General features: G+C 63.1%; 24 protein-coding genes and 1 pseudogene. 24 read left to right on the plus strand and 1 reads right to left on the minus strand.

All coding sequences use genetic code 11. The features are described from left to right. The first annotated feature begins 34 nt into the window (after positions 1–34). The 24 genes and pseudogenes from ACZ899_RS00380 to ACZ899_RS00495 all read left to right on the plus strand — a co-directional run bounded on the left by ACZ899_RS00380 (position 35) and on the right by ACZ899_RS00495 (position 22,220). On the plus strand, positions 35–1,381 hold the full coding sequence (locus tag ACZ899_RS00380) for a flagellar hook-length control protein FliK (RefSeq protein ID WP_234560333.1): 1,347 nt from the start codon (positions 35–37) through the stop codon (positions 1,379–1,381). A 148-nt stretch (positions 1,382–1,529) separates the two neighbouring features. Beyond that, positions 1,530–2,027, plus strand: a complete 498-nt coding sequence (fliL, locus tag ACZ899_RS00385; protein WP_050706666.1) for a flagellar basal body-associated protein FliL — start codon at positions 1,530–1,532, stop codon at positions 2,025–2,027. A 10-nt stretch (positions 2,028–2,037) separates the two neighbouring features. Beyond that, positions 2,038–3,006, plus strand: coding sequence for a flagellar motor switch protein FliM (gene fliM / locus ACZ899_RS00390; RefSeq protein WP_050706665.1), 969 nt, complete (start codon positions 2,038–2,040; stop codon positions 3,004–3,006). A gap of 46 nt (positions 3,007–3,052) precedes the next feature. Then, complete coding sequence (gene fliN, locus ACZ899_RS00395; protein WP_050706705.1) at positions 3,053–3,517, plus strand: flagellar motor switch protein FliN; 465 nt, start codon at positions 3,053–3,055, stop codon at positions 3,515–3,517. A 9-nt stretch (positions 3,518–3,526) separates the two neighbouring features. Continuing rightward, positions 3,527–3,964, plus strand: a complete 438-nt coding sequence (gene fliO, locus ACZ899_RS00400) for a flagellar biosynthetic protein FliO (RefSeq protein WP_267967042.1) — start codon at positions 3,527–3,529, stop codon at positions 3,962–3,964. Continuing rightward, entirely contained in the window at positions 3,964–4,719 is a 756-nt protein-coding gene (gene fliP / locus ACZ899_RS00405; RefSeq protein WP_186714830.1) for a flagellar type III secretion system pore protein FliP, read from the plus strand. The genes fliO and fliP overlap by 1 nt, the downstream gene beginning before the upstream one ends. A 21-nt stretch (positions 4,720–4,740) precedes the next feature. After that, a complete protein-coding gene (gene fliQ / locus ACZ899_RS00410; RefSeq protein WP_050706662.1) occupies positions 4,741–5,010 on the plus strand; it encodes a flagellar biosynthesis protein FliQ in 270 nt (89 codons plus the stop codon). Between the two features lie 7 nt (positions 5,011–5,017). Next, positions 5,018–5,794, plus strand: a complete 777-nt coding sequence (gene fliR, locus ACZ899_RS00415) for a flagellar biosynthetic protein FliR (protein WP_198742974.1) — start codon at positions 5,018–5,020, stop codon at positions 5,792–5,794. A 2-nt stretch (positions 5,795–5,796) separates the two neighbouring features. After that, positions 5,797–6,939 carry a flagellar biosynthesis protein FlhB gene (flhB, locus tag ACZ899_RS00420; protein ID WP_234560332.1) on the plus strand — a complete coding sequence of 381 codons (1,143 nt, stop codon included), beginning with the start codon at positions 5,797–5,799 and terminating at the stop codon, positions 6,937–6,939. Between the two features lie 912 nt (positions 6,940–7,851). Beyond that, the gene (locus ACZ899_RS00425; protein ID WP_234560331.1) at positions 7,852–8,070 is read left to right on the plus strand and encodes a hypothetical protein; all 219 of its coding nucleotides are present in this window, start codon (positions 7,852–7,854) and stop codon (positions 8,068–8,070) included. Then, entirely contained in the window at positions 8,052–10,181 is a 2,130-nt protein-coding gene (flhA, locus tag ACZ899_RS00430; RefSeq protein ID WP_232856538.1) for a flagellar biosynthesis protein FlhA, read from the plus strand. Before ACZ899_RS00425 ends, flhA begins: the two co-directional genes overlap by 19 nt. A gap of 11 nt (positions 10,182–10,192) precedes the next feature. Further along, complete coding sequence (gene flhF / locus ACZ899_RS00435; RefSeq protein ID WP_234560330.1) at positions 10,193–11,506, plus strand: flagellar biosynthesis GTPase FlhF; 1,314 nt, start codon at positions 10,193–10,195, stop codon at positions 11,504–11,506. 114 nt (positions 11,507–11,620) lie between these two features. Further along, complete coding sequence (gene fleN / locus ACZ899_RS00440) at positions 11,621–12,454, plus strand: flagellar synthesis regulator FleN (RefSeq protein ID WP_016393812.1); 834 nt, start codon at positions 11,621–11,623, stop codon at positions 12,452–12,454. Continuing rightward, entirely contained in the window at positions 12,451–13,191 is a 741-nt protein-coding gene (fliA, locus tag ACZ899_RS00445; RefSeq protein ID WP_050706656.1) for an RNA polymerase sigma factor FliA, read from the plus strand. Before fleN ends, fliA begins: the two co-directional genes overlap by 4 nt. Positions 13,192–13,295: 104 nt before the next feature. Then, positions 13,296–13,670, plus strand: coding sequence for a chemotaxis response regulator CheY (locus ACZ899_RS00450; protein ID WP_023630863.1), 375 nt, complete (start codon positions 13,296–13,298; stop codon positions 13,668–13,670). Between the two features lie 19 nt (positions 13,671–13,689). Beyond that, positions 13,690–14,478 carry a protein phosphatase CheZ gene (locus ACZ899_RS00455; RefSeq protein WP_203651664.1) on the plus strand — a complete coding sequence of 263 codons (789 nt, stop codon included), beginning with the start codon at positions 13,690–13,692 and terminating at the stop codon, positions 14,476–14,478. Between the two features lie 12 nt (positions 14,479–14,490). Then, positions 14,491–16,716 (plus strand): chemotaxis protein CheA, encoded by a 2,226-nt coding sequence (locus ACZ899_RS00460; RefSeq protein ID WP_234560329.1) that lies wholly within the window; start codon positions 14,491–14,493, stop codon positions 16,714–16,716. 45 nt (positions 16,717–16,761) lie between these two features. Further along, positions 16,762–17,886: a protein-glutamate methylesterase/protein-glutamine glutaminase gene (locus tag ACZ899_RS00465; RefSeq protein WP_234560328.1), complete on the plus strand. Its 1,125-nt coding sequence runs from the start codon at positions 16,762–16,764 to the stop codon at positions 17,884–17,886. Beyond that, positions 17,886–18,626, plus strand: a complete 741-nt coding sequence (locus ACZ899_RS00470; RefSeq protein WP_186735477.1) for a flagellar motor protein — start codon at positions 17,886–17,888, stop codon at positions 18,624–18,626. The genes ACZ899_RS00465 and ACZ899_RS00470 overlap by 1 nt, the downstream gene beginning before the upstream one ends. Before the next feature lie 3 nt (positions 18,627–18,629). Continuing rightward, positions 18,630–19,487 carry a flagellar motor protein MotD gene (gene motD, locus ACZ899_RS00475; RefSeq protein WP_203651670.1) on the plus strand — a complete coding sequence of 286 codons (858 nt, stop codon included), beginning with the start codon at positions 18,630–18,632 and terminating at the stop codon, positions 19,485–19,487. Between the two features lie 78 nt (positions 19,488–19,565). Beyond that, positions 19,566–20,356 (plus strand): annotated as a pseudogene (locus ACZ899_RS00480) (ParA family protein). Further along, positions 20,356–21,276, plus strand: a complete 921-nt coding sequence (locus ACZ899_RS00485) for a CheW domain-containing protein (protein WP_234560327.1) — start codon at positions 20,356–20,358, stop codon at positions 21,274–21,276. Before ACZ899_RS00480 ends, ACZ899_RS00485 begins: the two are co-directional and overlap by 1 nt. Positions 21,277–21,343: 67 nt before the next feature. Beyond that, on the plus strand, positions 21,344–21,823 hold the full coding sequence (locus tag ACZ899_RS00490; RefSeq protein ID WP_003254393.1) for a chemotaxis protein CheW: 480 nt from the start codon (positions 21,344–21,346) through the stop codon (positions 21,821–21,823). Between the two features lies 1 nt (position 21,824). Beyond that, entirely contained in the window at positions 21,825–22,220 is a 396-nt protein-coding gene (locus ACZ899_RS00495; RefSeq protein ID WP_023630608.1) for a DUF2802 domain-containing protein, read from the plus strand. Between the two features lie 32 nt (positions 22,221–22,252). On the opposite strand, the gene ACZ899_RS00500 is transcribed toward ACZ899_RS00495, so the two are convergent. Further along, a complete protein-coding gene (locus ACZ899_RS00500) occupies positions 22,253–24,958 on the minus strand; it encodes a dermonecrotic toxin domain-containing protein (protein WP_234560326.1) in 2,706 nt (901 codons plus the stop codon). Positions 24,959–25,036 lie beyond the last annotated feature (78 nt).

Below are 25,036 nucleotides of genomic sequence, written 5' to 3' on the forward strand. Positions count from 1 at the left end.
TGCACTTTACCAGTTCTGCTGCGGAGACCTTTCAATGCCTGTCGCATCCAATCCATTGTTGCAAGCCGGCCTCGTCAATACGGCGTCGCGCCCGGCTGCCGGAGTGGCGGACAAGCCGCTGCAAGCCCCGGCCAGCCAGGGCGGTGGCTTCGACCAGGTCATGGCTCGGCAGGGTCGCGACAATACCCCTTCCCGTGATGTCAAGGTTGCCAAGGACACCGCCCCGGCCAAGCCCAAGGAGCAGGCAGCCCCCGCCAATGGCGGCAAGCCGGCGGATGCCAGCAAGCCAGCGGTTGCCGATGACGGCAAGAACTTGCCTGCGACGGCTGACACCAAGCCGGCCGGCGAAACGGACGAGTCGGCTGATAGCAGTAATACTCCCTCCCTCGATGCCAATCTGGTGGCAGGGCAGATCACCGATGCCCAGGCCGGCGCGCAGTTGATCCAGGCCCAGGCCGAAGCGGTCGCGCCGGTTTTGCAGGCGGCGATGCAGACGCCGCAACCCGCCGTGCCGGCTCCGCCGGTCGGTGAGGAGGTCCTCAAGGACGCAAACTTCGATCCGGAGGCCGACCCATTGGCCGATATGCCGACCTTGCGTCTGGCGTTGGAGCACGAGGCCCAGGCCAAGGGCACGACTTCGGCGCATGCCGCCAGCGCGCGCCCGGAAAATGGCCAGGTACCGGCCGACCCGGCCGCGACTGCCGTCAATACCTTGGCGAATGTGACAGAGAAGGCCGAGTCCGAGGCCGGGCACTCCGAGCGTGGCGACAAGGCGTTCGCCGGGCTGATCGACGATGGCCTCAAGGACATCAAGGAGGCCAGCAGCGACACGCGTGTGGATGACTTCGCCAATCGCCTGGCAAACCTGACGCAAGCGGCGACGCCCAAGACCGCCAACGCCGTGCCGGTAGCGCCGAACCCGCTGCAGCAGCCGCTGGCGATGAACCAGGGGGCCTGGACCGAAGGCCTGGTGAATCGGGTCATGTACCTGTCCAGCCAGAACCTGAAGTCGGCGGATATCCAGCTTGAACCTGCCGAGCTGGGTCGCCTGGACATTCGTGTCAATGTCGCGGCGGATCAATCCACCCAGATTCACTTCGTCAGCGGTCACGCCGGGGTGCGCGATGCCCTCGACAGCCAGGCCCACCGTTTGCGCGAGCTGTTCGCCCAGCAAGGCCTGGCGCAGCCGGACGTCAGCGTGGCCGATCAGTCCCGCGAGCAGCAGCAACAGCAGCAGGCGCAGCAGGGCGGGTCGAACCTGTCCGGCGTCGCGGCGCGGCGCGCTGAGGCGGCCGGGGAGGGTGGCGAACTGGCCGATGCCGCGCATCCCGTCGAGCAGCAGACGGTGATCGGCAGCAGCATGGTCGACTACTACGCCTGATCTTCCCCCCCGGCCCTGGCCATGCCCCGTCGGGCGGGTACTTTCCCGCGACGGGGCTGGTACTTTCCGACTCGGGCAGATTTGGCATAACACTTGCTCAAGCCACGTCATCCTTCCTTGAAACCCCGATGGACGACGGATTATTGGCATGGCGAAGAGTGACGCAGTGAAAGACCCCGCCACTAAAGGCAAACTCAAGTTGATCCTGCTGCTGGTGCTGGCCCTGCTCCTGGCGGTCGGCCTGTCGGTAGGCGCTACCTGGTTCTTCATGCACAAGAGCGAGTCGGCGCCAGCGCCTGACGCCGCGCAGAGCAATGTCAAGCTGCCGGCGATCTACGAGCCGCTGGCACCGGCCTTCGTGGTCAACTTCAACCAGAATGGCCGCCAGCGCTACATGCAGGTGAGCATCACCATGCAGGGGCGCAGCCAGGCCGACCTCGAAGCGCTCAAGGTGCACATGCCGGTGATCCGCAACAACCTGGTGATGATGTTCTCCGGCCAGGGCTTCGACACCCTTGCCGCCAGCCCCGTCGGGCAGGAGATGCTGCGCCAGAAGGCCACCGCGGTGGTGCAGGAAGTGGCGCAGAAGGAAGTCGGCAGGCCGGTCGTCGACCAGCTGCTGTTCACCAATTTCGTATTGCAGTAGGAGCACATAGATGGCCGTGCAGGACCTGCTGTCCCAGGATGAGATCGACGCCCTGCTGCATGGGGTGGACGATGGGCTGGTACAAACCGAGAGCGCTGGCGAGCCCGGCAGCATCAAGAGCTACGACCTGACCAGTCAGGACCGTATCGTGCGGGGTCGCATGCCGACCCTGGAAATGATCAACGAGCGTTTCGCCCGTTATACCCGTATCAGCATGTTCAACCTGCTGCGTCGCTCCGCCGACGTGGCGGTGGGCGGCGTGCAGGTGATGAAGTTCGGCGAGTACGTGCACTCGCTTTACGTACCCACCAGCCTCAACCTGGTCAAGATCAAGCCGTTGCGCGGTACCGCGCTGTTCATCCTTGACGCCAAGCTGGTGTTCAAGCTGGTGGACAACTTCTTCGGTGGCGATGGCCGTCACGCCAAGATCGAGGGTCGCGAGTTCACCCCGACCGAGCTGCGCGTGGTGCGCATGGTCCTGGACCAGTGCTTCGTCGACCTCAAGGAAGCCTGGCAAGCGATCATGCCGGTCAACTTCGAGTACATCAACTCCGAGGTCAACCCGGCCATGGCCAACATCGTCGGCCCCAGCGAGGCGGTGGTGGTCTCGACCTTCCACATCGAACTCGATGGCGGTGGCGGCGACCTGCACGTGACCATGCCCTATTCGATGATCGAGCCGGTGCGCGAAATGCTCGACGCCGGGTTCCAGTCCGACCTGGACGACCAGGATGAGCGCTGGGTCAAGGCCCTGCGCGAAGACGTGCTGGACGTCAACGTGCCGGTGTCGGCCACGGTCGCCCGTCGCCAGCTGAAGCTGCGCGACATCCTGCACATGCAGCCGGGTGACGTGATTCCGGTGGAACTGCCGGAGCACCTGGTGCTGCGCGCCAACGGCGTGCCGTCGTTCAAGGCGCGGCTGGGTTCGCACAAGGGCACCTTGTCGCTGCAGATCATCGACCCGATCGAACGCCGCTGACGGCGTGCCGGTCGCTCCAACGTATTGAATGCCTGTCGAGGAAATCATGGCTAACGAAAACGAGATCAACTCTCCCGAGGAACAGGCCCTGGCCGATGAGTGGGCTGCCGCCCTGGAAGAGACCGGTGATGCCGGTCAGTCCGACATCGACGCACTGCTGGCGGCCGACGCCGCTTCGGCCGGCGCCGGCCGCCTGCCAATGGAAGAGTTCGCCAGCTCGCCCAAGCCCAACGAGCATGTCAGCCTCGAAGGCCCCAACCTGGACGTGATCCTGGATATCCCGGTGAGCATCTCCATGGAAGTGGGCAGCACCGAGATCAGCATCCGCAACCTGCTGCAGCTCAACCAGGGCTCGGTGATCGAGCTCGACCGCCTGGCCGGCGAGCCGCTGGACGTACTGGTCAACGGCACGCTGATCGCCCATGGCGAGGTGGTGGTGGTCAACGAGAAGTTCGGCATCCGCCTGACTGACGTGATCAGCCCCAGCGAACGTATCAAGAAGCTGCGCTGAGTGAAGGGCATGCTGCGGAGCGTCACAGCCTTCGGTGCGTTGCTGGTCAGCGAGGTGGTGATCGCCGCCGCCGAGCCTGCTGCTGCCTCGACGGCGACGCCCGGTGGAATGGGCGCGCAGCTGGCGCAAACGGTGATCGGCCTGCTGCTGGTGGTGGGGCTGATCTTCTTCCTGGCCTGGCTGCTGCGACGCATGCAGGGCAGCGCGCAGCAGGGCGCCCAGGTGATCGAGGTCATCGGCACCCGGGCCATCGGTCCGCGTGATCGGCTGCTGCTGGTGCAGGTCGGCAAGGAGCAGATCCTGATCGGCCATACCCCCGGCAGCATCGAGGCCCTGCATGTGCTGGCCGAACCCGTGGATGTGCCCGCCTCGGCGCGCCAGGCCACGCCGGAATTCGCCCAGCGGCTGCTCGAGCTGATGGGCAAGGACCAGAAGGACAAAAAGTGATGAGCGGCGCAGTGCGCTTTCTGTTGACCCTGGCGCTGCTGCTGGCCGCGCCGCTGGCCCTGGCCGCCGATCCGTTGTCGATTCCGGCCATCACCCTGTCCAGTGGGGCGGACGGGCAGCAGGAGTATTCGGTCAGCCTGCAGATCCTGCTGATCATGACGGCGCTGAGCTTTATCCCGGCGTTCGTCATCCTGATGACCAGCTTCACCCGCATTATCATCGTTTTCTCGATCCTGCGTCAGGCCCTGGGTCTGCAGCAGACTCCTTCGAACCAGTTGCTTACCGGCATGGCGCTGTTCCTGACCATGTTCATCATGGCGCCAGTGTTCGATCGGGTGAACAAGGACGCCTTGCAGCCCTACCTGGCCGAGCAGATGACCGCCCAGCAAGCGATCGACAAGGCCCAGGTACCGTTGAAGGACTTCATGCTGGCACAGACCCGGCAGAGCGATCTCGACCTGTTCATGCGCCTGTCCAAGCGCACCGATATCGCCGGGCCCGACCAGGTGCCGCTGACGATCCTGGTGCCGGCGTTCGTCACCTCCGAGCTCAAGACTGCATTCCAGATCGGCTTCATGATCTTCATCCCGTTCCTGATCATCGACATGGTGGTCGCCAGCGTGCTGATGGCCATGGGTATGATGATGCTGTCGCCGTTGATCATCTCGCTGCCGTTCAAGATCATGCTGTTCGTCCTGGTCGATGGCTGGGCGCTGATCATGGGCACCCTGGCCGGAAGTTTCGGCGGTGTCTGACGCCGTCAAGGAGAGCCTCGCATGACACCTGAAGTCGCCATCGACCTGTTTCGCGAAGCGTTGTGGATGACCACCATGATGGTCGCCATCCTGGTGGTGCCGAGCCTGCTGGTGGGCCTTGTGGTGGCCATGTTCCAGGCGGCGACGCAGATCAACGAACAGACCCTGAGCTTTCTTCCGCGCCTGCTGGTGATGCTGGTCACGCTGATCGTCGTCGGTCCGTGGCTGACGCAGAAGTTCATGGAGTACTTCATCGGCCTCTACACCAGCATTCCGCAGCTGGTCGGTTGACGCCACGATGCTGGAATTGACCGACACGCAGATCGGCACCTGGGTCGCCACTTTCATCCTGCCGTTGTTCCGGGTGACCGCCTTGCTGATGACGATGCCGATCATCGGCACCAAGATGCTGTCGGCCCGGATACGACTGTACGTTGCCGTTGCCATCACCGTGGTGATCGTGCCGGCCCTGCCACCGCTGCCTGAAATCGACCCGTTGAGCCTGCGTGGCGTGCTGTTGTGCGCCGAGCAGGTGATTGTCGGGGCATTGTTCGGTTTTTCCCTGCAGTTGCTGTTCCAGGCCTTCGTGGTCGCAGGGCAGATCGTCGCGGTGCAGATGGGCATGGCCTTCGCCTCCATGGTCGATCCGGCCAACGGCGTCAACGTCGCGGTTATCGGTCAGTTCATGACCATGCTGGTGAGCATGCTGTTCCTGCTGATGAATGGCCACCTGGTCGCGTTCGAGATACTCACCGAGAGCTTCACCACGTTGCCGGTGGGGCACGCGCTGGTGGTCGATCATTTCTGGGAAATGGCCGGGCGCATGAGCTGGGTGCTGGGGGCCGGGTTGTTGCTGATCCTGCCGGCTATCGCCTCGCTGCTGGTGGTCAACATCGCCTTTGGCGTGATGACCCGCGCCGCCCCGCAGTTGAACATCTTCTCCATCGGTTTCCCGCTCACGCTGGTGCTGGGCATGGTGATCTTCTGGATCGGCCTGGCCGATATTCTTTCACACTATCAGGCACTGGCCAGCGAAGCGCTGCAGTGGCTGCGTGAGCTGGCACGGGCGCGCTGAGCATGGCTGAAAGCGAAAGCGGTCAGGACAAGACAGAGGAACCCACCGACAAGCGCAAGCGCGACGCGCGGGAAAAAGGTGAGATCGCCCGCTCCAAGGAGTTGAACACGGTGGCGGTGACTTTGGCTGGCGCCGGAGGGTTGCTGGCCTTCGGTGGCTACCTGGCTGAGGTGTTGATGGCGCTGATGCGCATGAACTTCAGCCTTACCCGTGAGGTGGTGGTGGACGAGGGGAGCATGGCGGCGTTCTTGTTGGCGTCGGGGAAGATGGCCATCTGGGCGGTGCAGCCGGTACTGATCTTGCTATTGGTGGTCTCTTTCGTCGCCTCCGTCGCGCTGGGTGGTTTCCTGTTCTCGGCCAATCTGCTGCAGCCAAAATTCAGTCGTATGAATCCCTTGTCGGGGGTCAAGCGCATGTTTTCGATGAATGCGCTGACCGAGCTGATCAAGGCGCTGGCCAAGTTTTTCGTGATCCTGATCGTGGCGCTGGTGGTGTTGGCCGGGGATCGCCAGGCGCTGCTGGCGATTGCCAACGAACCGCTCGAGCAGGCGATCATCCATTCGGTGCAGGTGGTGGGTTGGAGTGCGTTGTGGATGGCGGCTGGGTTGTTGCTCATCGCTGCGGCCGATGTGCCGTTCCAGCTGTGGCAGACCCACAAGAAGATGAAGATGACCAAGCAGGAAGTGAAGGACGAGTACAAGGACAGTGAGGGCAAGCCCGAGGTCAAGCAGCGTATTCGCCAGCTGCAGCGCGAGGCGTCGCAGCGCCGGATGATGGCGGCGGTGCCGGATGCGGATGTGATCATTACCAACCCGACTCACTATGCCGTGGCCTTGCAGTACGACCCCGAGAAGGGGGGCTCGGCGCCGCTGCTGGTGGCCAAGGGGACTGATTTTGTCGCATTGAAGATGCGGGAGATCGGGGTCGAGCATAACGTGCAGATACTTGAATCGCCGGCCCTGGCGCGGGCGATCTATTACTCTACCGAGATGGAGCAGGAGATTCCGGCGGGGTTGTACCTGGCGGTGGCGCAGGTGTTGGCCTATGTGTTCCAGATTCGGCAGTATCGGGCGGGCAAGGGGAAGGCGCCAGAGCCTTTGAAAGAGGATTTGCCGATTCCTGATGATTTGCGGCGGGATAGTTGAGTTGAGTTGAGTTGAGTTGAGTTGAGTTGAGTTGAGTTGAGTTGAGTTGAGTTGAGTTTGGTTTGGTTGTGGTTGTGTTGAAAGTTGTATGTGCATTCATTTGTGATGTCGACGCTTATTCACCTTTCCGCCCTTACGGCGGGTAACTTTTTGAAGGATCAAAAAGTCACCAAAAAATCCTCGCTCCATTCATCCGGCCCCTGCGCTTCGCTCCGGGGTCCCCTCACTCCGGCCTTGCTCCCGGGAGGGCCGCGCTGCAGGGCCCATCCTGGGCCCCAGCGCTTGACGGGCATCCATGCCCGTCACCTCCCTCCGCAAGTCCTGCGTTCGGCCTCCTGAAGTCGCGAAGTTACGAGCGGCGCCTGGACTGGCGCAGCTATCGCTAGTTGAAGCTTAATTAAGCTCTCGATTACATCGCGGGGCAAGCCCGCTCCCACGCAATAGTCGCCGTTATATAGATCCCTGTAGGAGCGGGCTTGCCCCGCGAAAGGGCCGGAACAGCCAATACATAATTAACTGTCAAATAACCAACTTCGAATTTCTTGCTCTTGCTCTTGCTCTTGCTCTTGCTCTTGCTCTTGCTTCTAAGCGCGCAATAGTCCAGGCGCCGCCAATTGCGACTTCAGGAGGCCGAGCGGAGTTCTTGCGTAGTGGGGCGACGGCCATGGATGGCCGTCGAGCGCTGCGGCCCAGGATGGGCCGTACAGCGCGGTACCCACGGGAGCAAGAACGGAGCGAGGGAACCCCGGAGCGAAGCGCAGGGGCCGGATGAATGGAGCGAGGATTTTTTGGTTCCTTTTTGATCCTTCAAAAAGGGACCCGCCGTAAGGGCGGAAAGGTGACTATGCGTCACCATCGCCAATGAATGCGCATAAAAAAATCAAAACAATAATCCTGAACCTGAACCTGAACTTGAACCTGAACCTGAACCTGAACCTGAACCTGAACCTGAACCTGAACCTGAACCTGAACCTGAACCTGAATCCGAACCCGAACCCGAACCCAGCCCAACCCCCCGAAAACCCCCACCCCCAGAAAAGTTGGAAAGCTTCTTGCAAAGGCAGCGCCAGCCGCCACACAGGCGTCAAAGTTTTGCTTGAAGAGGAATCGCGGTGGATCGCACTCAGTTAATCAGCAACGCCCGCAACAACCTGGCCGGTCTCGGCCGGGGCAACCTCGGCGTGCCGCTGCTCCTGCTGGTGATGCTGGCAATGATGATGTTGCCGATCCCGCCGTTCCTGCTCGACGTGTTCTTCACCTTCAACATCGCCCTGTCGATCGTGGTCCTGCTGGTCTGCGTCTACGCCCTGCGCCCGTTGGATTTCGCCGCGTTTCCCACCATCCTGCTGGTGGCAACGCTGCTGCGCCTGGCGCTGAACGTCGCCTCCACCCGCGTGGTCATGCTCCATGGCCAGGAGGGCCATGGCGCCGCGGGCAAGGTGATCCAGGCCTTCGGTGAAGTGGTGATCGGCGGCAACTACGTCGTCGGTGCGGTGGTGTTCGCCATCCTCATGATCATCAACTTCGTCGTGGTGACCAAGGGGGCCGGGCGCATCTCCGAGGTGAGCGCACGCTTCACCCTCGATGCCATGCCCGGCAAGCAGATGGCCATCGACGCCGACCTCAACGCCGGCCTGATCGACCAGGCCCAGGCCAAGTCGCGCCGCGCCGAAGTCGCCCAGGAGGCCGAGTTCTACGGCTCCATGGACGGTGCCAGCAAGTTCGTCCGCGGTGACGCCATCGCCGGCCTGCTGATCCTGTTCATCAACCTCATCGGCGGCATGCTGATCGGCATGCTGCAGCACGGCATGACCTTCGGCGACGCCGGCAAGGTCTACGCCCTGCTGACCATTGGTGACGGATTGGTGGCGCAATTGCCATCGCTGCTGCTGTCCACCGCCGCTGCGATCATGGTTACCCGCGCCTCGGGGTCCGAGGACATGGGCAAGCTGATCAATCGGCAGATGTTCGATTCGCCCAAAGCCCTGGCGGTCTCCGGTGCGTTGATGATCGTCATGGGCCTGGTGCCCGGCATGCCGCACATCGCCTTCCTCGGCCTGGGCGGGTTGGCCTGTGGTGGCGCCTACCTGGTGTGGAAGAAGCAGCAGAAGGCCAAGCTCGTGGCTGAGCAGGAGGTCCAGCGTCAGCAGGACCTGCTGCCTTCACCGCAGCGCGCCATGGACACCAAGGAGCTGGGCTGGGACGACGTCACGCCCATCGACATGATCGGCCTTGAGGTCGGCTATCGCCTGATTCCGCTGGTGGACCGCAACCAGGGTGGCCAGTTGCTGGCGCGGATCAAGGGCGTGCGCAAGAAGCTCTCCCAGGACCTGGGCTTCCTCATGCCGACCGTGCACATTCGCGACAACCTCGACCTGCAACCCAGCGCCTACCGCTTGACGCTGATGGGGGTGATCCTGGCCGAGGCCGAGATCTACCCGGATCGGGAGCTGGCGATCAACCCGGGCCAGGTGTTCGGCTCGGTCAACGGCATCGCCTCGCGCGATCCGGCCTTCGGCCTGGAAGCCGTGTGGATCGATGTCGGCCAGCGCGCCCAGGCGCAATCGCTGGGCTACACGGTGGTGGACGCCAGCACCGTGGTCGCCACCCACCTCAACCAGATCCTGCAGAAGCACTGCCACGAGCTGATCGGGCACGAGGAGGTGGTGCAATTGCTGCAGGTGCTGGCCAAGGTCTCGCCGAAGCTGGCCGAGGAGGTGGTGCCGGGTGTCATTTCCTTGTCGGGCCTGCTCAAGGTCCTGCAGGCGCTGCTCGCCGAGCAGGTACCAGTGCGTGACATCCGCAGCATTGCCGAAGCCATCGCCAACAACGCGGCGAAGAGTCAAGATACCGCCGCGCTGGTGGCGCTGGTGCGCGTCGGTTTGTCCCGCGCCATCGTGCAAAGCATTGTCGGCGTTGAGTCCGAGCTGCCTGTGATTACCTTGGAGCCAAGGTTGGAACAGATCTTGCTCAATAGTTTGCAAAGGGCCGGGCAGGGTCAGGAAGATGGTGTTCTTCTTGAGCCGAGCATGGCCGAGAAGCTTCAGCGTTCGCTGATCGAGGCGGCCCAGCGTCAGGAAATGCAGGGCCAGCCGGCCATCCTCCTGGTCGCCGGCCCGATCCGCGCCATGCTGTCGCGCTTCGGTCGCCTGGCTGTACCGAATTTGCATGTTTTGGCGTATCAGGAAATACCTGACAACAAGCAAGTCACCATTGTTGCCACCGTGGGCCCCAACGGCTGAGGTAGTGGGTTATGCAAGTTAAGCGTTTTTTCGCCGCCGATATGCGTCAGGCCATGAAGCTGGTCCGGGATGAGCTCGGCTCCGACGCCGCCATCATCGGCAACCGCCGCATCGCTGGCGGTGTCGAACTGACGGCCGCGCTGGACTACAAGCTGTCCGCCCTGGCCCCACGCGTGCCCAATGCGGAGCTCGAGGACGAGTTGCGCAAGACGCAGTCGCGCATCGTCACCGCCCAGGCCGAATTGACCGGGCGCGGTGATGCCGTCGAAGGCGGCAACCGGCAATTGTTTGCCGGCCAGTCGCTGACTGCGTCCGAGCCGTTGATCGAACCGCATGTCGATGAGCCGGTGGTCGCGGCTGTGCCGGCAGCGGCCCCCGTCGATCCGCGTCTGTTCGATGCCATGCGCTCCGAACTGACCGGCCTGCGCGAGCTGCTGGAAGTCCAGCTCGGTTCGCTCGCCTGGAGCCAGCTGCAGGGCAGCAAGCCACAGCAGGCCAACCTCTGGCGCCGCCTGCAGCGCCTCGGCCTGTCCGGTGGCCTGGCCCGCGAGTTGCTCGACCTCACTACCGAAATCGAAGACCCACGTCATGCCTGGCGCATGGTCCTGGCACACCTGGCGCGGATGATCGAAGTGCCCGAGATCGAACCGATCGAGGAGGGCGGGGTCATCGCCATGGTCGGCCCGGCCGGCATGGGCAAGACCACCACCCTGGCCAAGCTGGCAGCCCGCTACGTGCTCAAGTACGGCGCGAACAACCTGGCGCTGGTCAGCATGGACAGCTTCCGCATCGGCGCCCAGGAGCAGCTCAAGACCCTGGGGCGCATCCTCAACGTGCCGGTCACCTATGTCGACCCGGGCGAGTCGCTGGCCCAGGCGCTGGAACCACTGCTGCGCAAGCGCGTGGTGCTGATCGACACCGCCGGCCTGCAGGCCAGCGACCCGGCGCTGCGCATGCAGCTCGAGACCCTGGCCGGGCGCGGCATCGCCGCCAAGAATTACCTGGTGCTGGCAACCACCAGCCAGAAGCAGGTGCTCACCGCCGCCTACCACAGCTACAAGCGCTGCGGCCTGGCCGGTTGCATCCTGACCAAGCTCGATGAAACGGCATGCCTCGGCGAAGTGCTGAGCCTTGCCATCAGTCATGAACTGCCGGTGGCCTATCTGACCGATGGGCCGCGCATTCCTGACGACCTGCAACTGCCGCGCAAGCACCAGCTGGTGAGTCGCGCGGTCAGCGTGCAGTTGCAGGACGAGCCCAGCGACGAGGCCATGGCCGACATGTTCGCTGATCTCTACCACAACCCTGGCAAGCGTGCGGGTTGAGGGTGAATACTGTGCAAAGTACCTACATCATGGGGTTGCCCGGCCGGACCGTGGCCTTGAACGTTCAGCCCCTCATGTGGCCTGGGTCCAAGCGAGACAAGGTAAAGAACAGACATGGGTAGCATGCATCCCGTACAGGTGATCGCCGTGACCGGTGGCAAAGGTGGCGTCGGCAAGACTAACGTTTCAGTGAACCTGTCCCTGGCGCTGGCCGAACTCGGCCGCCGGGTCATGTTGCTGGACGCCGACCTGGGCCTGGCCAATGTCGACGTTCTGCTGGGGCTCACGCCCAAGCGCACCCTGGCCGACGTCATCGAAGGCCGCTGCGAGCTGCGCGATGTGCTGCTGCAGGGCCCCGGCGGCGTGCGTATCGTCCCGGCGGCTTCCGGCACCCAGAGCATGGTGCACCTGGCGCCCGCCCAGCACGCCGGCCTGATCCAGGCCTTCAGCGAGATCGGCGACAACCTCGACGTACTGGTGATCGACACCGCTGCGGGTATTGGTGACTCGGTGGTCAGCTTTGTCCGCGCGGCCCAGGAAGTGTTGCTGGTGGTGTGTGACGAGCCCACCTCGATCACCGACGCCTACGCCCTGATCAAGCTGCTCAACCGCGACTACGGGATGAATCGGTTCCGCGTGCTGGCCAACATGGCCCAGAGCCCGCAGGAAGGGCGCAACCTGTTCGCCAAGTTGACCAAGGTCACCGACCGCTTCCTCGACGTCGCCCTACAATACGTCGGCGCCGTGCCGTACGACGAGTGTGTGCGCAAGGCCGTGCAGAAGCAGCGGGCGGTCTACGAGGCCTTCCCGCGCTCCAAGTGCGCGCTGGCGTTCAAGGCCATCGCGCAGAAGGTCGACAGCTGGCCGTTGCCTGCCAACCCGCGCGGGCACCTGGAATTCTTCGTCGAGCGCCTGGTGCAGCCCACCAGTGCAGGGCCAGTGTTATGAACGCGAGTGGTTTCAAGATGTACAGCAAGGCCGCCAAGGACGCTCAGTACGAGCTGATCGAACGCTACGCGCCACTGGTCAAGCGTATCGCCTACCACCTGCTGGCGCGCCTGCCAGCCAACGTCCAGGTCGAGGACCTGATCCAGGCCGGGATGATCGGCCTGCTGGAAGTGGCCAACAAATACGATGCCAGCAAGGGCGCCAGTTTCGAGACCTATGCCGGTATCCGCATCCGCGGCGCCATGCTCGACGAGGTGCGCAAGGGTGACTGGGCGCCACGCTCGGTGCACCGCAACACGCGCATGGTCAGCGACGCGATTCGCTGCGTTGAAGCAAAGACGGGGCGCGACGCTAAAGATCACGAGGTTGCTGCCGAACTCCAATTGAGTCTCGATGATTACTACGGGATTTTGAACGACACCCTGGGCAGTCGCCTGTTCAGTTTCGACGACCTGCTGCAGGACGGCGAACACGAGGGGCTGCACGAGGATGGCGCCAGCAACCAGCTGGAGCCGGCGCGGGACCTGGAGGACGAGCGCTTCCAGGCCGCATTGGCCGAGGCGATCGCCAACCTGCCAGAACGCGAGCGCCTGGTGCTGGCGCTGTACTACGACGAAGAGCTGAACCTCAAGGAAATTGGTGAGGTGCTGGGGGTCAGCGAATCGCGTGTCAGCCAGTTGCACAGCCAGTGCGCGGCACGTCTGCGCAGTCGCTTGGGTGAATGGCGGGCGCGTTGAGCCAAGGTTCGATGCAGTCGTTTTTTTGTGGTGCCGAATTGATTGAGTGCGCGCTCGGCGCCGAGCGCGTTTAAGACTGCTTGGAGGTCTAATTGAACAAAGACATGAAAATCCTCATCGTTGACGACTTCTCGACGATGCGGCGGATCATCAAGAACCTGTTGCGTGATCTGGGTTTCACCAACGTCAAGGAAGCCGATGACGGCAACACGGCACTGCCGATGCTCACCAGTGAGCACTTTGACTTCCTGGTAACCGACTGGAACATGCCGGGCATGACCGGTATCGACCTGCTGCGCGCGGTCCGTGCCGACGAGCGCCTAAAGCACCTGCCGGTGTTGATGGTCACCGCCGAAGCCAAGCGCGAGCAGATCATCGAAGCTGCCCAGGCCGGCGTAAACGGCTATGTGGTCAAGCCTTTCACCGCCCTGGCGCTGAAAGAAAAGATCGAGAAGATCTTCGAACGCGTCAACGGCTGAGTCACGTCTGGGGGGCGCAATGGAGTCAACCAACAACTCTTTGGGTGAGTTTGAATCAACCCTGAAGAAGCATGCCCAGGAGCTGGTCGAGAGCCTCGAGCGCGGCCGGTTCGGTGATGCGGTGCAGCTGATCCACCAACTGAACCAGACCCGCGACCGCGGGCTGTACCAGGAGGTCGGCAAGCTCACCCGTGAACTGCACAGTGCAATCGTCAACTTCCAGATCGACCCGTCCATGCCGCAGGCCGAGGAAGTGTCGCAGATTACCGACGCCGCCGAACGCCTCTCCTACGTGGTTCGCCTCACCGAAGGTGCGGCCAACCGCACCATGGACCTGGCGGAGGCGTGCACCCCGGTGCTCAACGACCTCGCCGCCGAGGCCCAGAGCCTGTCCGCCGACTGGCAGCGCTTCATGCGCCGCGAGGTGGCAGCGCCGGAATTCCGTGAGCTGGTCAAGCGTGTGGACAGTTTCCTGGCGCACAGCGCCGAAGGTAACCAGAAGGTCGCCGGCCATCTCAACGATATCGTCCTGGCCCAGGATTATCAGGATCTCACCGGCCAGGTGATCAAACGGGTGACCGCGCTGGTCACCGAAGTCGAAAGCAATCTGCTCAAGCTCGTGCTGATGGCAAGCCAGGTCGACCGCTTTGCCGGGATCGAACATGACCACCAGCAGCTGCGCGCTGAAAAAGATCAAGAAAAACATCCGACTCGGGGTGAAGGTCCGCAGATTCATGCCGATAAGCGTGAAGACGTCGTGTCCAGCCAGGACGATGTCGACGATCTGTTGTCCAGCCTGGGTTTTTAAGGAGCACGTTTAATGAGCTTCGGCGCCGATGAAGAAATCCTTCAGGATTTCCTGGTAGAAGCCGGCGAAATCCTCGAGCAACTGTCCGAGCAATTGGTCGAGCTGGAAAGCCGGCCCGATGATGCGGACCTGCTCAACGCGATTTTCCGCGGTTTCCACACTGTAAAAGGGGGCGCCGGCTTCCTTCAGCTCAATGAGTTGGTGGAGTGCTGCCACATTGCCGAGAACGTGTTCGACATCCTGCGCAAAGGTGAGCGCCGGGTTGACGCGGAACTGATGGACGTGGTGCTCGAGGCCCTCGACACGGTCAACAGCATGTTCGGCCAGGTGCGCGAACGTACCGACGTCACGCCGGCCACGCCGGAGCTGCTGGCGGCGCTGTCGCGCCTGGCCGAGCCCGGTGGCGCCGAAGCGCCGGCCCCGGTGGTCGAAGCCGCGCCCGTGGTTGAAGCCGCGGCTGCCGAGCCCGACATCACCGATACCGAGTTCGAGCAGCTGCTCGACTCGCTCGATGCGGTCAAGGCCGAAGCCCAGGCTCATGAGCAACTGCAGGGTGAAGAAATCAGCGGCGGCGGTGACGAGATCACCGATGCCGAGTTCGAGTCACTGCTTGACCAGCTGCACGGCAAGGGCCAGTTCTCGGCCGATGCCGCCGTCAGCGCGCCTGCGCCAGCCGCCCCGGCCAGCGATGAGATCACCGACGACGAGTTCGAATCACTGCTCGACCAGCTGCACGGCAAAGGCACCTTCGCCGTCGACGCACTGCCAGGCGCCGCCGCGCCAGCGGCCAGCGCGGCACCCGCTGCTGGCGACGAGAGCATCAGCGAACACGAATTCGAGGCCCTGCTCGACCAGTTGCACGGCAAGGGCAAGTTCTCCGGTGACGCAGTCACCGCCGAAGCGCCTGCCGCTGCCGTTGCCGCACCTGTCGCGGCCAAGGCCGAGGTCAAACCAGTTGCCAAGCCGGCACCGGCCGCCGCGCCCGCCGCAGCTCCGGCTGCCGCCGCCAAGCCTGCCGCACCGGCCCGCGCTCCGGCGCCTGCCGCCGAGAAGCACGGCGCCAGCGAGGCGGAAACCACCGTGCGGGTCGATACCGCGCGCTTGGATGAGATCATGAACATGGTCGGCGAACTGGTGCTGGTGCGTAACCGCCTGGTGCGCCTGGGGCTCAACAGCGGCGACGAGGCCATGTCCAAGGCCGTGTCCAACCTCGACGTGGTCACCGCCGACCTGCAGACCGCGGTCATGAAGACCCGCATGCAGCCGATCAAGAAAGTCTTCGGCCGCTTCCCGCGCCTGGTCCGCGACCTGGCCCGCCAGCTCAAGAAAGAGATCAACCTCGAGCTGGTCGGTGAAGAGACCGACCTCGACAAGAACCTGGTCGAGGCCCTGGCCGACCCGTTGGTGCACTTGGTGCGCAACGCCGTCGACCATGGCGTCGAGATGCCCGATGAGCGCGAGGCCTCCGGCAAGTCGCGCATGGGCCGGGTGGTGCTGTCCGCCGAGCAGGAGGGCGACCACATCCTGCTGTCGATCTCCGACGACGGCAAGGGCATGGACCCGAGCATCCTGCGCGCCAAGGCCGTGGAGAAGGGCCTGATGGACAAGGACGCGGCCGATCGCCTGAGCGAGTCGGACTGCTACAACCTGATCTTCGCCCCGGGCTTCTCGACCAAGACCGAGATCTCCGATGTATCCGGCCGTGGCGTCGGCATGGACGTGGTGAAGACCAAGATTTCCCAGCTCAACGGCTCGATCAACATCTTTTCGGCCAAGGGCCAGGGCTCGAAGATCGTCATCAAGGTGCCGCTGACCCTGGCGATCATGCCGACCCTGATGGTGATGCTGGGCAACCAGGCGTTCGCCTTCCCGCTGGTCAACGTCAACGAGATCTTCCACCTCGACCTGTCGCGCACCAACGTGGTCGACGGCCAGGAAGTGGTGATCGTGCGCGACAAGGCGCTGCCGCTGTTCTACCTCAAGCGCTGGCTGGTCCAGGACCACGAGCACGAGGAGCAGCACGAAGGCCATGTGGTGATCCTGTCGGTCGGCACCCAGCGCATCGGCTTCGTCGTCGACCAGCTGGTCGGCCAGGAAGAGGTGGTGATCAAGCCACTGGGCAAGATGCTGCAGGGCACCCCGGGCATGTCCGGCGCGACCATCACCGGTGACGGGCGGATCGCGCTGATCCTCGACGTCCCGAGCATGCTCAAGCGTTACGCCGCCCGGCGTATTTGATTTCGGTGGCGCGCCCTGGCGGGTGCGCCGCCTAATGGAGTGTTTATGGCAGTCAAGGTCCTGGTGGTGGATGATTCCGGTTTCTTCCGCCGCCGTGTCTCGGAAATTCTCTCGGCGGACCCGACGATCCAGGTCGTGGGTACCGCGACCAACGGCAAGGAAGCGATCGACCAGGCGCTGGCGCTCAAGCCCGATGTCATCACCATGGACTATGAAATGCCCATGATGGACGGCATCACCGCGGTGCGGCACATCATGCAGCGTTGCCCGACGCCGGTGTTGATGTTCTCCTCGCTGACCCACGAAGGCGCTCGCGTCACCCTCGATGCCCTGGACGCCGGCGCGGTCGACTACCTGCCGAAGAACTTCGAGGACATCTCGCGCAACCCGGAAAAGGTCAAGCAGATGCTCTGCGAGAAGGTCCACACCATCTCGCGCAGCAATCGCCGTTTCAGCGCCTATTCCAGCCCGGCGCCGACTGCCGCGCCAGCTCCAGCCAGCAGTCATGCGCCGGCCAGCAGCTTCGCCAGCAGCGCACCTGCGCGCACGACCGCCCCGGTGCGTACCGCGGCACCGGCCGCCGCGCATTCGCCGGCGCCCAAGCGCAAGCCGTACAAACTGGTCGCCATCGGCACCTCCACCGGTGGTCCGGTGGCGCTGCAGCGGGTGCTGACCCAGCTGCCCGCCGGATTCCCGGCGCCGATCGTGCTGATCCAGCACATGCCGGCGGCGTTCACCAAGGCCTTCGCCGAGCGCCTGGACAAGCTGTGCAAGATCAGCGTCAAGGAAGCCGAGGACGGTGACGTGCTGCGTCCGGGCCTGGCACTGCTGGCCCCGGGTGGCAAGCAGATGATGGTCGACGGTCGTGGCACGGTGAAGATCCTGCCGGGTGACGAGCGCCTGAACTACAAACCTTGCGTCGACATCACCTTCGGCTCCGCCGCCAAGTCCTATGGCGACAAGGTGCTCTCGGTGGTGCTCACCGGCATGGGCGCCGACGGTCGCGAAGGCGCGCGTCTGCTCAAGCAGGGCGGCAGCACCGTGTGGGCACAGGATGAAGCCAGCTGCGTGATCTATGGCATGCCCATGGCCATCGTCAAGGCCAATCTGGCCGATGCCGTGTACAGCCTGGACGAGATCGGCAAGCACCTGGTCGAGGCCTGCGTCTGATGGATGTGTTGAGCCTTATCGGCCTGATCCTCGCCTTTGTCGCCATTGTCGGCGGCAACTTCCTCGAGGGTGGCCACGTCGGTGCGCTGATCAACGGCCCGGCGGCATTGATCGTGCTGGGCGGTACCCTGGCAGCGGCGTTGCTGCAGTCGCCGCTGTCGTCGTTCAAGCGCGCGCTGCAGATCGTGCGCTGGATCTTCTTCCCGCCGCGGGTGGACCTGCCCGGTGGTATCGACCGGGTGGTGAACTGGAGCCTGACCGCACGCAAGGAAGGCCTGCTGGGGCTGGAGGGCGTGGCCGACGCCGAGCCCGATCCCTATGCACGCAAAGGCCTGCAGCTGTTGGTCGACGGCGCCGAGCCCGAGGCTATCCGCAGCATCCTTGAAGTCGACTTCCTGACCCAGGAGGCCCGCGACATCCAGGCCGCCAAGGTGTTCGAGAGCATGGGCGGCTACGCGCCGACCATCGGCATCATCGGTGCGGTGATGGGCCTGATCCACGTGATGGGCAACCTGGCCGACCCGTCGCAGCTGGGCAACGGCATTGCCGTGGCCTTCGTCGCCACCATCTACGGTGTGGCCAGCGCCAACCTGATCCTGCTGCCGGTCGCCAACAAGCTCAAGGCCATCACCCTGCGGCAGTCGCGTTACCGCGAGATGCTGCTCGAAGGCCTGCTGTCGATCGCCGAAGGCGAGAACCCACGCTCGATCGAGCTGAAGCTGCAAGGCTTCATGGAGTAAGCCATGGCCCGTCGTCGCAAGATCGAAGAGCACGAGAACCACGAACGCTGGCTGGTCTCGTATGCCGACTTCATCACCCTGTTGTTCGCCTTCTTCGTGGTCATGTACTCGATCTCGTCGATCAACGAGGGCAAGTACAAGCAGATTTCCCAGGCACTGATCGGGGTATTCAACGACCCCGAGCGCAGCATGAAGCCGATCCCCATCGGTGACGAGCGGCCGTTGAGCGTCAAGCCCGCCGAGCCGCTGATCAAGGACAGCGAGCAGACCGATGCGGGCCTGGCCCAGACCAGCGCCGACCCGCTCAAGACCATCACCGACGATGTCCGCGACGCCTTTGGCGACCTGATCAAGTCCAACCAGATGACCGTGCGCGGCAACGAACTGTGGGTGGAGATCGAGCTCAACTCCTCGCTGCTGTTCGCCAGCGCCGACGCCATGCCCAGCGATGTCGCCTTCGAGATCATCGAGAAGGTGGCGAAGATCCTCAGGCCGTTCGCCAACCCGGTGCACGTCGAGGGCTTCACCGACAACCTGCCGATCCGCACCGCCCAGTACCCGACCAACTGGGAGCTGTCGTCGGCGCGGGCGGCGAGCATTGTCCGGCTGCTGGCCATGGAAGGGGTCAGCCCGGGGCGCATGGCCTCGGTGGGGTATGGCGAGTACCAGCCGGTGGCTGGCAACGACACCGCCGAAGGCCGTGCGCGCAACCGCCGGGTGGTGCTGGTGATCTCGCGCAACCTGGAGGTGCGCCGCAGCCTGACTGGCAGCGGCAGCGCCAATGCCACCCCGGATGCGGCGATGCGTCGGGCTGGCACACAAAGTGCACCAGCCTCGCCAGCGCCGTCGACCGGGGGCTGATTTCGTCAAATCCCCGTCACTGAATTTCACACCGTTCCCGGCAGGGCAGGCGGCCATACCGGGAGGAAGCAACGCACGATGAGAGTCTGGGCAGTAGCCAATCAAAAAGGTGGTGTCGGCAAGACCACCACCACCATCGCCCTGGCCGGCCTGCTGGCCGAGGCGGGCAAGCGCGTGGTCGTGGTCGACCTCGACCCGCACGGCTCGATGACCAGCTACTTCGGGCACAACCCCGATGCGCTCGAGCACAGTTGCTACGACCTGTTCCTGCACAAGGGCACGGTGCCGGAGAGGGGCTGCCGGGCCAATTGCTGCTGCCGACCAGCGACGAACGTATTTCGCTTCTGCCGTCAAGCACCGCACTGGCGGTGCTGGAGCGCCAGTCGCCGGGGCAGAGTGGCCTGGGCCTGGTGATCGCCAAGAGTCTGGCGCAGCTGTGGCAGGATTTCGACTTCGCCCTGATCGACAGCCCGCCGTTGCTGGGCGTGCTGATGGTCAACGCCCTGGCCGCCAGCCAGCAGTTGGTGATCCCGGTGCAGACCGAGTTCCTTGCGGTCAAGGGCCTGGAACGCATGGTCAGCACCCTGGGCATGATCAACCGTTCGCGCAAGCAGGCGCTGCCCTACCAGATCGTGCCGACCCTGTTCGACCGCCGCACCCAGGCGTCGCTGGGCACCTTGAAGGTGCTGCGTGACACCTATGGCGACCAGGTCTGGCAGGGCTACATTCCGGTGGACACGCGCCTGCGTGACGCCAGCCGCAATGGCGTCACGCCTTCGCAGTTCGACGGCAAGAGCCGTGGCGTGGTGGCCTACCGGGCGCTGCTCAAGCATATGCTCACCTACCGTTCCGCATTGCAGGTGGCGTGATGAACCAGGCACGGCAGATCACCACCAAGCCACAGATGGCCTTGCAGTCCTATCTCGATGGGCTGTTGCAGGAGGCCACCGAGTCGTTCGAGCTGCCGGCGGAGCTGGAGGCACCTGTCGAGGAGCCTGTCGAGCAGGCCCCCGGCGATGACTTCGAAGCCGCGGTCCGCGAGGAACAGGCTCGTGACGCCCTGCGTCAGGTGGCCCCGGCCCTGCCTGCGGCGCGGCCCTTTGCCGAGCCGCAGGCCAAGGTCCTGCCGACCGTGCTGCCGCCTGCCGCGCCGGTGGTGGAACCGGTGGTCGCCGTGGTCGAGACCGAGGTGGTGGCTGAAGCCAGCATCCCGGTCCTGAGTGAAACCCAGGCCATCGAGCCCGTGGCGCCGCTGGTGGAGCTCAATGTGACGGTGGCACCCGCCGCGCCTACACCGCCGGCCAGCGTCGATGGCCGTCCGGATTGGGCCGCCGAACCGTTCGAGTGCCTGCTGTTCGATGTCGCCGGGCTGACCCTGGCGGTACCGCTGGTGTGCTTGGGCTCGATCTACACCCTGGCCGGCCAGGAGCTGACACCATTGTTCGGCCAGCCGGACTGGTTCCTCGGCATCCTCAGCTGCCAGGCGGGCAACCTCAAGGTGCTCGACACGGCGCGCTGGGTGATGCCGGATCGCTACCGCGACGACTTCCGCCAGGGTCTGCAGTACGTGATTTCGGTCCAGGGCTACGAGTGGGGGTTGGCCGTGCACCAGGTCAGCCGCTCGCTGCGCCTGGACCCGAACGAGATCAAGTGGCGCAGCCAGCGTGGTCAACGCCCGTGGCTGGCCGGCACGGTGATCGAACACATGTGCGCGCTGCTCGATGTCGCCGAACTGGCCGAGCTGATCGCCAGTGGCGCGGTCAAGCAGATGAACACCAAACACAACTGAATCAACGCCGCTACTGCCGCGGCAACACAGAGCACACCGCCGATGGCGGATTTTGAGGGCTAGGGGAATGAAAAAGTCGTCTGCACAAGGTTCCGAAGATCCGATCCTGCAGTGGGTAACCTTCCGTCTGGACAACGAGTCCTACGGTATCAACGTCATGCAGGTGCAGGAAGTCCTGCGCTACACCGAGATCGCCCCGGTTCCGGGCGCCCCCAGCTACGTCCTGGGCATCATCAACCTGCGCGGCAACGTGGTGACGGTGATTGACACCCGCCAGCGTTTCGGCCTGATGCCGACCGAAGTCACCGACAATACCCGCATCGTCATCATCGAGGCGGACAAGCAGGTGGTCGGTATCCTGGTCGATAGCGTCGCCGAAGTGGTCTACCTGCGTCAGTCGGAGATCGAGACCGCACCGAACGTCGGCAACGAAGAGTCGGCCAAGTTCATCCAGGGCGTCTGCAACAAGAACGGCGAACTGCTGATCCTGGTCGAGCTGGACAAGATGATGACCGAGGAAGAGTGGTCCGAGCTGGAGAACATTTGAGTTGATCTTCGAGGTTGCTGTCATCTTCCTGGCGCTGCTCTGGGCGCTGAGCCTGTGGTTCTTCCTCAACTACAGCAAACGCCAGCGCGAGCTGGCCGCCCAGCAGGCCCAGGGCGATGCGCTGCGTGACCAGCGCATCAAGGACCTGGCCAAGCGCCTGGACGACTACCAGAACGGCACCGTGCGCATGGGCGAGGCGATCCATGAACTGCGCGCGGTGGTGGCGCCGTTGCCCGAGAAGCTCCAGCAACTGGAGCAGCGCGACCCCAACAGCGTCACCTTCGCCCAGGCCGCCAAGCTGGTGGGGATGGGCGCGAGCGTCGAGGAACTGACCCAGACCTGCGGGTTGACCCAGGCCGAGGCGCAGTTGATGAGCAAGCTGCACCGCGGCGAGTGATGATCCGGGCGACGCAAGTCGCCCGGCTTGTATCAGGGTTTCGCCCACGAGTTGTTGTTGCCTACCGTCACAAGGTCTCTCAGCGCCTGGTCGCTACCCTGCGCCTCGGAAATGGCGGCGTGGGCTGGACTTGTGAGGAAGGTGAAGTCTTTCTGAGGGACTGACTCCAGCTTGGTGATTTGTCGCAAGATACGCAGCCTGGACAGATCCTCGTAGTCCTCATCGTCAATCACATCGTTGAGGACGCCAGGTCCGGTCATCTCGTTCAGTTTCTTGGCGTAAGTCTCATGATCGGGGGCGCCATACAACGGTCTGCTGTTATAAAAGTTCGGGTTGTCCTCGAAGCGTTTGAGTATCTCATCGGAGATAGCGTCCAGCGTATCGTTCCCTGCATGACTGCCAATCAAGCTGCTCGAGTAGGCGCAATGCATGCCCAGGCGCGCATTGTCCATCGGGGCGCCCAGCACAAGACCATTTTGCGTCGCTTTCAAGGGCGTCGAGGCGATCATTGCATCGGCGTCCGGATGATCGCCAAGGGTGCGCAGGGTGTCGTCGATGTCTATATAAACGCCGCCTTCGCTGTTGAGTAGTTGGTAGCGAAGTACGTCGCAGGCCGAAGCATAATTTCCACCTTTGATGGCCTTCTCGTATTGCCCAAAGTAAGGACTGTCCTGGAAGTCATCGTAGAAGGCTTGCTCTTCCAGCGGCAGTATCTGCAGATTCTCAGCATGCTTGAGCAGCGCGGCATGGTTGAGGCTGTATACATTCGAATCGGCAGTGGACAGGTATATCCGGTAGGGGGTTCTGGAACGCAGCAAACCCCTGGCGTTGGCTTCCACGGTCTTCAGCAGATTGCCGGGGATGATTTTGTCACCGACCCAGATATTCAGGATCTGCTTGGGAAGTTCGAACATTTCGCTGGTGGGCGTTGGGATTTTGATGGGCAGTTGCAGGTCGACGCCCAGTGCGCGCAATGTCCTCATGCGCATGGCGTCAGTGACTGGGCGGTTTGTGACATCGATGACTTCCAGGTCGTTGCTCTGCTCGGAAACCTGATAATAGGTTGGCGATTCATTCTTGCTATTCGGCCTGCGGACGAATGCATCGTGTTCACTGTCGTAGCGTACTTCGAACCTCGCTTCTTCCAGGGTTGCCTCCATATGCTTTACGCCATTGCCATCAATGAATCGGGTGATCCAGTTGCCTAGATGGCTATCTTGTGGAAGTGCTATTGGCTCTGGAGGTGGGGCGAAGAATTGCGCGGCCCCCTCTTCGGGTAGCCTGGGCGGATCCATGGGGCTAAGACGGTAACCCAACTGATCGTTCACTCGCGTTGGCATGACGAATCGTGGGCTTTTGCCAGGGAACAGGATTTTCACGCGAGTCGCTTCTCGCAAGACCAGCGGGACGGCATTGAGCAGGCCGAACTCGATGTTGCTTACGCCGTTGGCCTTGTCCTCCAGCGTCTTGCCGTTGATTGCCTGGTCGATCCCCAGGCCAAATTGCGCGATGCCACCGACGGCCAGCAGCGGTATGAGTTCGGGCACCACCAGCGCCAGGGGCGCCAGCAGATTGATCGAGGTCACCAGGTAGTCACGCCAGCGGGCCTTGGTCACTTGCGTCCTGCTGGTGATGAGAAAGTCGGCGTCGGCATAGCTGCGCTTACGCTGGCGCAGCGTGAGGGCTTCGAACAAGTCGCCCTCTATCAACGGGCTGTACTTGTGGGGCTTGTAGTTGACGTAGTCCCTGGGAGGCCATGGACCATCGACGGTGAAGCCTGGCCGGTTGGGCGATCGCGTGTGGAAGCGCGGGAAGGTGCCAAGGCCATCCAGCGCGGTATCCAGCCCGCTGAAATCCAGGCCGTCGGGGGTGTCTGCCGCTTTGAAATACTGACGCAGGCGCTGGCGTTTTTCGCTGGTGCGGCACTGTTCAGCGAACCAGTCCTTCAGGGCATTCATGCCGTCGAACTCATGGAAGGGTGATGAATTTCCCGGCAGGTACAGCAGTACTGGCTGATGTGCTGGGTCAGCAATCTGGATGATGTCGGTGGCGGCGTAGCCATAGACATTCAGAGGCCTGATTTCCAGGCCGGAAGCTCTCGGCATGAGTCCCGCCGCTTGCCAGGCCAACTGACGGCCAGCGTCACTCAAGGAACCTTCCTGGACCTGTTTGTTGCAGGCTGCGATAAAGCTTATTTGCAGAGACTGTGGATGGGTTTTGCTGGTCTTTTGCCAATACTCGTCCAGCATCGAGACGAAGCGGGTGTGAACGTCCAGATCCCAGATGAACCGCTGCATGGCCTCGACATCCACTGGCAGGTGCGTGGTGCTGTCGTAGCGGGCCGGGGTGGACCTGCGGAAGACACCGTTGAAGACCGAGAACCGTGCGCTGTTGTCGAGCGGTCCGAGCGCTGGCAGATGTTCGACAATGGTCAACGGGCCGTCTGGCAAGGTACCTGCCCAGTTACCCGGGAATAGCTGGCCAACCAGGTCCTTGTTGTTTTCACCTTGCCAGTTCGAGAGCACCGCCTGGGTGAGTGAAAGGCGCTGGGCAATCATGACCTGATTGCCACGGTAGTGCAGGGTGACGACGTCGGTCTGGTCGGGGTCGAGTTGATGTTGCTCTTGTCCAGCCCATTCACGGATTGCCTTGGCGGCAAACAGGCTAGGCCTGGGAATATGCTGCAGGTGGCGGCGGATGAACTGTTCGCCCGCGTTATTTACGAAAGTGGAAGCCATTGGAATCGATCCGTGTGGATAAATGAGGCCCCACGGTAGCGACGGCGATGCTCCAAGCTTGCGTATATGTTTACCACC

The organism is Pseudomonas sp. TE31087 (genome assembly GCF_057284075.1).